This window comes from Mesorhizobium sp. LNHC229A00 (assembly GCF_000502415.1).
Lineage (GTDB): Bacteria > Pseudomonadota > Alphaproteobacteria > Rhizobiales > Rhizobiaceae > Mesorhizobium.
Map to the genome: position 1 here is coordinate 61,963 of NZ_AYWQ01000019.1, position 10,608 is coordinate 72,570.

Annotated in this window: 7 protein-coding genes and 5 pseudogenes; 10 read left to right on the forward strand and 2 right to left on the reverse strand. The window is 63.0% G+C overall.

Features of this window, described 5'->3' with window-relative positions:
* Positions 1-93: 93 nt before the first annotated feature.
* From X742_RS01000000170615 to X742_RS1000000175985, 5 genes and pseudogenes are all read left to right on the forward strand, one after another.
* Entirely contained in the window at positions 94-723 is a 630-nt protein-coding gene (locus tag X742_RS01000000170615) for a methyltransferase domain-containing protein (protein ID WP_023774572.1), read from the forward strand.
* Between the two features lie 196 nt (positions 724-919).
* Positions 920-1,133, forward strand: a pseudogene (locus X742_RS144290) (co-chaperone GroES).
* 65 nt (positions 1,134-1,198) lie between these two features.
* Positions 1,199-3,001 (forward strand): chaperonin GroEL, encoded by a 1,803-nt coding sequence (locus tag X742_RS144285; protein ID WP_031248398.1) that lies wholly within the window; start codon positions 1,199-1,201, stop codon positions 2,999-3,001.
* Between the two features lie 174 nt (positions 3,002-3,175).
* Positions 3,176-3,379 carry a hypothetical protein gene (locus X742_RS144280; protein ID WP_023774575.1) on the forward strand — a complete coding sequence of 68 codons (204 nt, stop codon included), beginning with the start codon at positions 3,176-3,178 and terminating at the stop codon, positions 3,377-3,379.
* Positions 3,380-3,498: 119 nt separating this feature from the next.
* Positions 3,499-3,640, forward strand: a pseudogene (locus tag X742_RS1000000175985) (3-oxoacyl-[acyl-carrier-protein] synthase III C-terminal domain-containing protein); the annotation flags it as partial.
* Between the two features lie 134 nt (positions 3,641-3,774).
* Here the strand turns inward: X742_RS1000000175985 and panC are convergent.
* Positions 3,775-4,668: a pantoate--beta-alanine ligase gene (gene panC, locus X742_RS144275; RefSeq protein WP_051407714.1), complete on the reverse strand. Its 894-nt coding sequence runs from the start codon at positions 4,666-4,668 to the stop codon at positions 3,775-3,777.
* Positions 4,669-4,684: 16 nt separating this feature from the next.
* Positions 4,685-5,509: a 3-methyl-2-oxobutanoate hydroxymethyltransferase gene (gene panB / locus X742_RS144270; protein WP_031248401.1), complete on the reverse strand. Its 825-nt coding sequence runs from the start codon at positions 5,507-5,509 to the stop codon at positions 4,685-4,687.
* A gap of 339 nt (positions 5,510-5,848) precedes the next feature.
* Between panB and X742_RS144265 the strand changes: the two genes are divergently transcribed.
* From X742_RS144265 to nadC, 5 genes and pseudogenes are all read left to right on the forward strand, one after another.
* Positions 5,849-6,898: a membrane protein gene (locus X742_RS144265; protein WP_023774579.1), complete on the forward strand. Its 1,050-nt coding sequence runs from the start codon at positions 5,849-5,851 to the stop codon at positions 6,896-6,898.
* A 160-nt stretch (positions 6,899-7,058) separates the two neighbouring features.
* Positions 7,059-7,439 (forward strand): annotated as a pseudogene (gene nadA, locus X742_RS1000000171610) (quinolinate synthase NadA); the annotation flags it as partial.
* Between the two features lie 5 nt (positions 7,440-7,444).
* Positions 7,445-8,343: pseudogene (locus tag X742_RS1000000175990) on the forward strand (quinolinate synthase); the annotation flags it as partial.
* A gap of 137 nt (positions 8,344-8,480) precedes the next feature.
* Positions 8,481-9,909, forward strand: a pseudogene (locus tag X742_RS01000000170625) (L-aspartate oxidase).
* Positions 9,909-10,608, forward strand: a 700-nt coding sequence (gene nadC / locus X742_RS0138225; RefSeq protein ID WP_031248404.1) for a carboxylating nicotinate-nucleotide diphosphorylase, incomplete at its 3' end; no start/stop codon positions are given. The pseudogene X742_RS01000000170625 and the gene nadC, both read left to right, overlap by 1 nt.

Genomic DNA, 10,608 nt, shown 5'->3' on the forward strand with positions numbered 1-10,608 from the left:
ACCGTTGGCATATTCGAGCGCGAACTCGATCTCGGAAATGCCGATGTCCTTCTGCTTGGGGTGACACCTGAACTGGCTGTTCTAGGCAGATCGATGTTGGCGATCGATCAATCGGCCACCATGATTTCTGGCGTATGGGCCGGCGACAACACATCGCGAAGGGCTATGGCCGGCAACTGGCTTGACCTCCCGGTCGCGCAGAAAAGTTTCGACGCGGTCATCGGTGACGGCTGCCTGTCGGCGGTCCATACCAAGGCCGCGCGCGGTTCGCTGTTCGGTGAAATCGCGAGGGTACTGAAGCCTGGCGGGCACGCGGCGATCCGCGTGTTCGCTCGGCCGGAAACCGTGGACGGCCTGCGCGGCATCGAAGCTCTGGTCCGAGCCGGCGGAATCGAGAATTTCCACGCGCTCAAATGGCGGATCGCCATGGCGTGCACGACCGTCGATTGCGACAGCAGCGTCGATGTGCAGGCAGTCCGTGCGGCATTCGACAAGCTGTTTCCGGATCGGGAGGCTCTTGCGGCAGACACGGGATGGAGCATGGCATCCATCAACACGATCGATGTCTATGCGGGCTCCGAAACGAGGTACAGCTTCGCGACGCTGGCCATGCTCGTGGACGAGGCGCGAGGTTGGTTCGACCAGGTGCGCGTCGTGCCAAGCGGCAGCTATCCCCTGGCGGAACGTTGCCCGCTCCTGGTGCTCGGTTCTGCCAAGCTTTGATAAGTTCATCGCCATCCTATCAAGAGGCGATTCACGCGCCTTGACTCTGGCAGGCCGGCGGCCTATTTCAGCGCCACGTTAGCACTCGCCTTTGGTGAGTGCTAACCACAGCTCCGGCGCCGCCGGATGTTGTAGGTTGTCCGGCTTCGCCGGACGGAGGAACTGTTTCTCACCGTTCTCATTCGAGGAAGAAAAAATGGCAAAGTCGAAGTTCCGCCCGCTTCATGACCGCGTGGTCGTTNATCGCCGTCGGCTCCGGCGCTCGTGACGAAGCTGGCAAGCTGGTCCCGCTGGACGTCAAGGCCGGCGACCGCATCCTGTTCGGCAAGTGGTCGGGCACCGAAGTCAAGCTCAATGGCGAAGACCTTCTGATCATGAAAGAATCCGACATCATGGGCATCATCGGCTGATTATCGGCCTCACCCTCAACTCGAATTTTTCGGGCTCTATCCGAGCCCCTGCCAGGAGCTAAAACATGGCTGCCAAAGACGTAAAATTCTCCCGCGATGCCCGTGAGCGCATGCTGCGCGGCGTCAACATCCTCGCCGACGCGGTGAAGGTGACGCTAGGGCCCAAGGGCCGTAACGTCGTCATCGACAAGTCGTTCGGCGCACCGCGCATCACCAAGGACGGCGTCACCGTCGCCAAGGAAATCGAGCTTGAAGACAAGTTCGAGAACATGGGCGCGCAGATGGTCCGCGAAGTCGCTTCGAAGACCAACGACATCGCCGGCGACGGCACCACGACGGCGACCGTTCTGGCGCAGTCGATCGTCCAGGAAGGCCACAAGGCGGTTGCCGCCGGCATGAACCCGATGGACCTCAAGCGCGGCATCGATCTCGCCGTCGCCGACGTCGTCGCGACGCTGATCAAGAACGCCAAGAAGATCAAGACCTCGGAAGAGGTTGCCCAGGTCGGCACCATCGCCGGCAATGGCGACGCTTCGGTCGGCTCGATGATCGCTGAAGCGATGCAGAAGGTCGGCAATGAGGGCGTCATCACGGTTGAGGAAGCCAAGACCGCCGAGACCGAGCTCGAAGTCGTCGAAGGCATGCAGTTCGACCGCGGCTATCTCTCGCCCTACTTCGTCACCAACGCCGAAAAGATGGTTGCCGACCTCGAGGACGCCTACATCCTTCTCCACGAGAAGAAGCTCTCGAACCTGCAGGCCATGCTGCCGATCCTTGAGGCCGTCGTGCAGACCTCGAAGCCGCTGGTCATCATCTCGGAAGACGTCGAAGGCGAGGCTCTGGCCACGCTGGTCGTCAACAAGCTGCGTGGCGGCCTGAAGATCGCCGCCGTCAAGGCGCCGGGCTTCGGTGATCGCCGCAAGGCCATGCTGGAAGACATCGCCATCCTNGGCCTGAAGATCGCCGCCGTCAAGGCGCCGGGCTTCGGTGATCGCCGCAAGGCCATGCTGGAAGACATCGCCATCCTCACCGGTGGCCAGGTCATTTCGGAGGACCTCGGCATCAAGCTCGAGAATGTCACGCTCGCCATGCTCGGCCGCGCCAAGAAGGTGTCGATCTCCAAGGAGAACACCACCATCGTCGACGGCGCCGGCAAGAAGCCGGAGATCCAGGGCCGCGTTGCCCAGATCAAGCAGCAGATCGAGGAAACCACCTCGGACTACGACAAGGAGAAGCTGCAGGAACGTCTCGCGAAGCTCGCGGGCGGCGTTGCGGTGATCCGCGTCGGCGGTGCGACGGAAGTCGAAGTCAAGGAAAAGAAGGACCGGGTCGACGACGCCCTGAACGCGACCCGCGCGGCCGTCGAAGAAGGCATCGTTCCCGGCGGCGGCGTCGCCCTGCTGCGCGCTTCGCTGAGCATCAAGGCAACCGGTGCCAATGCCGACCAGACCGCGGGTATCAGCATCGTACGTCGCGCGCTGCAGGCTCCGGCCCGCCAGATCGCGGCCAACGCCGGTGCGGAAGCATCGATCGTCGCCGGCAAGATCCTTGAGAACAAGGGCGCGACCTTCGGCTACAATGCCCAGACCGGCGAATATGGCGATATGATCGCCATGGGTATCGTCGATCCGGTCAAGGTTGTGCGCACGGCTCTGCAGGACGCGGCCTCGGTCGCCGGCCTGCTCGTCACCACCGAAGCCATGATCGCGGAGGCTCCGAAGAAGGAGTCGGCTGGCGGCGGCATGCCTGGCGGCATGGGCGGCGGCGGCATGGGCGGCATGGGCGGNAAGAAGGAGTCGGCTGGCGGCGGCATGCCTGGCGGCATGGGCGGCGGCGGCATGGGCGGCATGGGCGGCATGGATTTCTAATCCAAATTCTATCAGCCTACAGATACGGAAAGGGCGGCAGCGATGCCGCCCTTTTTCCTTGGAGCGAATCCGGTCGGAAAAGTTCGGCGCTCGCGAAATTTTGGACCGACGTCTTTCCTCGTTTGCCTCAACTGCTCGGGTCGCCCGATAAGCTCGGCAGGCCTGCGACTGCCGATGGGCCGGGCCGGACGGCCAGGCATTGCACTGGCGATCCTTGCCGTGCCTTTCGACACACAGACGGTGGCGGCGGCAGCGGCTTACCGCGCTAGGCCGCTGCGCGAGGCATTCCTGTCGATGGCGCTGGGCACTCACGGTGCTGGGGTAGCTGCCCTTCGCGCCATGTTGGCGCAAGGTGCCATCTCGGCTTGCGCCCGCTGAAGCAGGGTCTCACTACGGAGAGGCTGCTGGCGGGCACTCGCGCGCCTGGTGCCTTATCGCCGGCGCGCATCTGCTTAGAACGTTTCGATACTCGTTGAATTTGACGAGTTGGACGCCAATTTGGCAATTCCTGTGCCGCGACAATGGCGCTGTCGCTGTCCCTTTCCTATCAAGCCAAGCCGTTTGCGCCGGGCGAAAAAGCTTCTGCTAGCCGCGGCCGGCGCAGGGCTGACGGGCGGCGCGCTCCTGGTGGGCATCTAGCGAGCAGCAGGTCAGTTTTAGCGGTCTCCATCAGCAGGACACACTGCATCCATGCAAAGATGCCAGCAGCGACTGGGCGCTCCCAACCAAACGCTGCAGGCGCTCCTGCTTGCAGAGGAGAAGGAGAAGCAAGCTTACGCTGCGGCGGCGGCGGCGATGTAGCCTCGCACCGAGCCATGTGGCGACCACACTTCGACATTGTCGATCAGGCGCGTCTGGCCGAGCCAGGCGGCGACGAGCAGTCGCGCCGGTCGGTGCGGGGCGGCGATGATGGCGAGGTCCTCGTCCGCGCGCAGCTCAAGATACTCGACCTGCGAAAAACCTGCAGCAAGGATGGCCTGCCGTGCTTCGTCGAGCACGCGATCGATGCAGTGGTCACGCTTCAGCCGTCGGGCTGTCTCGAACAGGATTTTGGCCAGGCGGGGTGCTGCGCTCCGTTCAACGGCCGACAGCCGCGCGTTGCGCGACGACATCGCCAGGCCATCGTCTTCGCGCACCGTCGGGCACGCGATGATGTCGGTCGGGATGTCGAGATCGCGAACAAGCCGGCGCACCACATGCAGTTGCTGGAAATCCTTCTCGCCAAAGAATGCCATATCGGCACCGGTCTGGAGAAAAAGCTTGGTGAGGACGGTCGCTACCCCATCGAAATGGCCCGGCCGGAATGCGCCGCAAAGGCCTTCGCTCACCGCGCTCACCGAAACCGTCGTGGCAAAGCCTTGCGGATATACATCCGCCGCATCCGGCGCGTAAAGGATGTGGGCGCCGAGCGGCGCCAGTTTGGCGGCATCGTCATACTCGGTGCGCGGGTAGGCGATCAGATCCGCCGGGCTGTTGAACTGCTTGGGGTTGACAAAGAGCGTGACGATCACCCGATCGGCCTTTTCGAGGGCGGCACGCACAAGGCTGAGGTGACCCTCGTGGAGAGCCCCCATGGTCGGCACGACCGCCACCTTCAAACGATCCCGGCGCCACACGGCTACTATGCTGCGCAGTTCGGCAACTGTCCGAATAATGGGAATGCCCACGTTGGATCTCCTCTTTTCAGGTCTTCGGCTCGTCGCCGAACACGTGTTCTGCAGCTGGAAAGCGGCGCTCACGAACGTCATTCGTGTAGGCCGAGACTGCCGCGGAAGCCGCCTCGCCCAGCTCGGCGTATCGCTTGACGAATTTTGGACGAAAGGCGCCGAACAGGCCCAGCATATCGTCAACGACGAGAACCTGGCCGTCGCAGGCCGGCGAGGCGCCAATGCCGATGGTCGGGATTGCAACCTCCTGCGTGATCCGCAGCGCCAGGGCTTCAGGGATCTTCTCCAGCACGACCGCGAAGGCGCCAGCTTCGGCGACCGCGACCGCGTCACGCTGGATGCGGTCAGCATCGTCGCCCCGCCCTTGGACGCGGTAGCCGCCGAGTGCATTCACCGCCTGCGGCGTCAGCCCCACATGAGCCATCACCGGCACGCCACGCGCAGCAAGGAAGCGTATGCTCGCGGCCATGCTTTCGCCGCCTTCGAGCTTGACCGCCGCGCAGCCAGTTTGCGCCATCACGCGAGCAGCATTGCGAAAAGCCTGTTCAGGACTTTCCTCATAGGAGCCGAACGGCATGTCGACGACCATCAGCGCCCGTTCGAGGCCCCGCCGCACCGCCTGGCCGTGCAGGATCATCATTTCGAGCGTGACGCCGAGCGTCGAAGGCAGGCCGTGAAGCACCATGCCGACGCTGTCACCGACAAGCACGACATCGCAGTGAGCATCGACCAGTTGTGCAATGGGCGTTGTATAGGCGGTCAGACAGACCAGCGGCGTCCCGTCCTTGCGTGCCGCAATGTCCTGTGGGGTCAAGGCCCTGATTGCTCGCGTTGCGCTCACCGACTTCCCTCACGTGACGTCAACCCGAAGCCGTCTGCCACAAATTTGTGCAGATGCGAAGAAGAAATTGCAGTGCACAATAATTTGCTGACTATTTATTCCGCAAGCTGCGACGCCGCTTCGAATGAGCACGAGTGCGAAAGCGGGGGTTCTTGATCTCGCGCCCAGCCCAATTCCCTTGCGTCACTGCCGAGCGGTTTCGCGTTTGCGACACTCTTGTGTAGACCGAAGGTCTAGGCCTTTACGGTGAGTGTGGTGTTGACAGGCCAAAGAGCCTGCTACACGCTGCTTAAATCGATTGAGAAGCTTCTCACGGAACTCTGCCCAACCCAGGCAACCATGGACGATCGCCCAAAAGCAACACGGAATGGTAGGGCCGCCGCCAAGGCCAAGCAAGTCGAAGCGGAGCTGATTGCCGTTGTCGTGTCCGTCAATGACGGTGANCGCAACGGTAGGGCCGCCGCCAAGGCCAAGCAAGTCGAAGCGGAGCTGATTGCCGTTGTCGTGTCCGTCAATGATGGTGAACCAGCGGTCCTCACCATCGGGCAGGGGGATTGCCTGCCCTCGGGGCCGTTCGCGCTGGAGCATCGATCGCTGCAGTCAGGTCTAAGGGCATGGGTCGAGCAGCAGACTGGTCATCCCCTCGGCTATATCGAGCAGCTCTATACGTTCGCTGATGGCGACCGCGCAGATGACGGGCGTCAGCAGCGCGTTATTTCCATCAGCTATCTCGCTTTGACCCGGAAGGAACATGCCACCGGCGCATCCACCTGCGCCTGGCGGAGCTGGTACGACTATTTTCCGTGGGAGGACCACCGCCTCGGAGTGCCGAAACTTATTGCGGATGTTCTGAAGCCGCGTCTGCTTGCCTGGGCGGCCGATGCCGAGCAAACCGCGACGCGCAGTGAGCGGCGGCGGCGGGCTGCCATTGCTTTCGCGTTCGAGGACCGCTCCTGGAATGAAGAGTTGGCGCTCAAGCGCTATGAGTTGCTTTACGAGGCCGGTTTGGTGGCGGAGGCCACCCGCGACCGTCGTTCGGTCGCATCCGACTCAACAGCCGGAACTGCAATGATTGCCGACCATCGCCGCATCTTGGCGACCGGCCTTGCGCGCTTGCGCTCGAAGATCAAATACCGGCCAGTTGTCTTCGAGCTGATGCCGCCGGTGTTTACGCTGCTGCAGCTGCAACGGAACGTGGAAGCCTTGGCAGGCCGGCTGATCAACAAGCCCAACTTTCGCCGATTGATCGAGCAGCAAGAGCTGGTCGAGGAGACTGGGAAGATGTCCCTGGATACGGGCGGCCGGCCGGCCAAGCTCTATCAGTTCCGCCGTGCCGTGCTCGACGAAACTGCCGTTGCGGGGACAAAATTGCCTCTGGCCCGGGGTTGACACTCTTATAGTCAACCTAGATATATACCCCTTATAGTCGAATAGATTATAAACGGGAGGCGCCGGTGAGCGGGACGATACCTTCGGCCGCGTCCCTGTATCAGCGCGTCCAGCGCATCNTACCCCTTATAGTCGAATGGATTATAAACGGGAGGCGCCGGTGAGCGGGACGATACCTTCGGCCGCGTCCCTGTATCAGCGCGTCCAGCGCATCATCCCCCCAGTGGAATGGGCGGCTTTCAGCGACGACGTCGACGCCATTCTGGCGCTAAAGCGCGATCGCAACGCCGTCATCCTGGCCCACAACTACCAAACACCCGAGATTTTCCACTGCGTGGCCGATATCGTCGGCGACAGCCTGGCGCTGGCCCGCAAGGCAATGACCGTCGATGCAGACATCATCGTGCTCGCCGGCGTGCATTTCATGGCTGAGACGGCGAAGCTCCTCAATCCGGACAAGACGGTGCTCATTCCAGATCTCAGCGCAGGCTGCTCGCTGGCTGACTCGATCGCTGCGAACGATGTGCGGCTGATGCGGCAACGCTNGCAGACATCATCGTGCTCGCCGGCGTGCATTTCATGGCTGAGACGGCGAAGCTCCTCAATCCGGACAAGACGGTGCTCATTCCAGATCTCGGCGCAGGCTGCTCGCTGGCTGACTCGATCGCTGCGAACGATGTGCGGCTGATGCGGCAACGCTATCCTGGCGTGCCGGTCGTGACCTACGTCAAAACGTCCGCTGCCGTGAAGGCCGAGTCGGACATCTGCTGCACCTCCGGCAACGCTTTGGCTGTGGTGGAGTCGCTTGGCGTTGAGATGAATACCTGGCCAGGAACATCGCGGCACAGACTTCGGTCGAGATCATCGCCTGGAACGGTCATTGCGAAGTNGTTGAGCGGGTGATCATGCTGCCCGATGAATACCTGGCCAGGAACATCGCGGCACAGACTGCGGTCGAGATCATCGCCTGGAACGGTCATTGCGAAGTGCATGAGCGCTTCACGCCAGCCGACATTCGCGAGCTGCGGGATGCCTACCCTGGCGTTACCGTGCTTGCCCATCCTGAATGCCCGCCGGAAGTTGTCGCGGTTGCCGATTTCGCCGGCTCGACTGCGGCGATGTCGGATTTCGTCGGACGGCACAAGCCTGCGCGCGTCGTGTTGATGACCGAATGCTCAATGAGCGACAACGTGGCCATCGAGCACCCCGACGTCGAGTTCGTGCGCCCCTGCAATCTCTGTCCGCATATGAAGCGTATCACGCTCGCCAACATTCGCACGGCGCTGNTCGAGTTCGTGCGCCCCTGCAATCTCTGTCCGCATATGAAGCGTATCACGCTCGCCAACATTCGCACGGCGCTGCAAGAAACCCGCCACATCGTGACCATCGATGCTCGAGTGGTTGATGGTGCTCGGCGTGCGGTCGAGCGGATGCTTGCCGTATGACGCCAGACGTCGGGACATCAGGGGAGCGCCCGTGATCATCGGCGCTGGCGTTGCCGGGCTGATGACCGCGCTTCATCTGGCGCCGCATNGACATCAGGGGAGCGCCCGTGATCATCGGCGCTGGCGTTGCCGGGCTGATGACCGCGCTTCATCTGGCGCCGCATCCCGTTTACCTTTTGTCCCCGACGCGGCTCGGGACCGAAACCTCCAGCACACTCGCGCAAGGCGGGCTGGCGGCAAGCCTCGGCGCTGACGACAGTCCAGACCTCCATCTTGCAGACACGCTTGCTGCAGGTGATGGCCCCTGCGACGAGAGTGTGGTCAGACGCGTTGCGAATGCGGCGGACCGAGCCATCGAGAACTTGATGGACTTGGGCGTCGCCTTCGACTGCTCGTGGGACGGGACACTGCGGCTCGGGCTCGAGGCAGCGCATTCCCGTCGCCGGATCGTCCATGCCGGGGGNGCGAACGCCTTCGATCACAATTCTGGAAGGCATGGAAGCCCGCCGGCTCATTGTGGAAAATGGGGCGGTCAGCGGCGTTGTGGCGGCAAAAGGTGGACAGGCGATTATATTTCCGACGCGCCGCGTGGTTCTTGCGAGCGGCGGTATCGGGGCCCTGTTCAGAGACACGACCAATCCGGCCGGCTCATTCGGGCACGGCCTGGCGCTCGCCGCATGCGCCGGTGCAGAACTCGCCGATCTGGAATTCATCCAGTTCCACCCGACCGCGCTCGACGTTTCGCAGCGGCCGATGCCGTTGGTGAGCGAAGCGGTTCGCGGCGAAGGCGCAGTGCTGATCGACGAGTGCGGGCACCGCTTTCTGTGCGACACGCCTGGCGGCGAACTCGCATCGCGCGATGTCGTGGCTCGGGCGGTGTGGCAGCAGCTTGCCACCGGACACCGTGTTTACCTTGACGCCCGGCAGTCCCTTGGCCCCAGATTCGCCAAGCGCTTCCCAGCTGTTGCCCGGCATTGCCGGGACGCCGGAATCGATCCGGCAGTCGAGCCCATCCCGGTGCGCCCGGCGGCACATTATCACATGGGCGGCGTCGCCGTGGATGCCGCGGGCCGCAGCACGGTGTCGGGCTTGTGGGCTTGCGGTGAGGTTGCCGGCACCGGTCTGCACGGCGCCAACCGGCTTGCCAGCAACTCGCTGACCGAGGCGGTGACGACCTCGTTGTGGGTCGCGCAAAGCGTAGCTGCCGCTCCTGCGGGCTGGCAGTGGCCAAGGCTTGTCGCAAAGGCACCCCCGCGACCGGACCCCTCCTCCGTTCGGCACACAGTCTCCAATGGGCTCGGTGTTATCCGGGACGGGCAAGCACTATCCGACACCGTGGAAACGCTGCTGCCGATGGCGGTACGCAACACTGCCGCTTCCGATCCTGCCTTGATCGCGCTGATGATCGCCATTGCAGCGCTTCGGCGCGAGGAAAGCCGCGGCTCGCATTACAGGTCGGACTTCCCCACACGCAGCGCGCAGGCCCGGTCTTCACGCTTGACCTTCGCCTCAGCAATGACGGTTGCGGCCGAACTTAGTCTGCGACCCGCGGAACGGAGTGCCTGATGACGTCACCTCCACCCCTTCCCGGGATCGTGATCGAGCCGATCGTGCGTAGCGCTCTACTTGAGGACCTGGGCAAAGCCGGTGACCTTACCAGCGATGCGGTTATACCCTTTGACTGCAAGGCCACCTTTGCGTTCAGAGCCAGGCAGTCTGGCGTTGTTGCCGGTCTTGATCTGGTAGCCTACGCGTTCATGCTTGTTGATCCGTCGATCGACATACGTTTTGGACGTCTGGACGGCAGCAGGATCGCGGCGGGTGAGACCATTGCAAGGGTGAGTGGACCGGCGCGTGGAATGCTTGCGGCCGAGCGTACAGCGCTCAATTTTCTCTGCCATCTCAGCGGCATTGCGACGGCTACGGCCGAGATCGTCGAGGCGGTGCGCGGTCAGAAGGCACGGATCGTCTGCACGCGAAAGACGACGCCCGGCCTACGCGCGCTGGAAAAATACGCCGTGCGCGCCGGCGGCGGCGCCAACCACCGCTTCGGGCTGGATGATGCCGTGCTCATTAAGGACAATCACATCGCCATTGCCGGCGACATCCGCACGGCCATTGAGCGGGCGCGCGCCGCGGTCGGCCATATGGTCAAGGTCGAGGTCGAGGTGGACACGCTCGACCAGCTCGAGATCGCGCTAGGCGCCGGGGTCGACGCCATCCTGCTGGACAATATGTCCGTCAAGCAACTGACCCGAGCGGTGG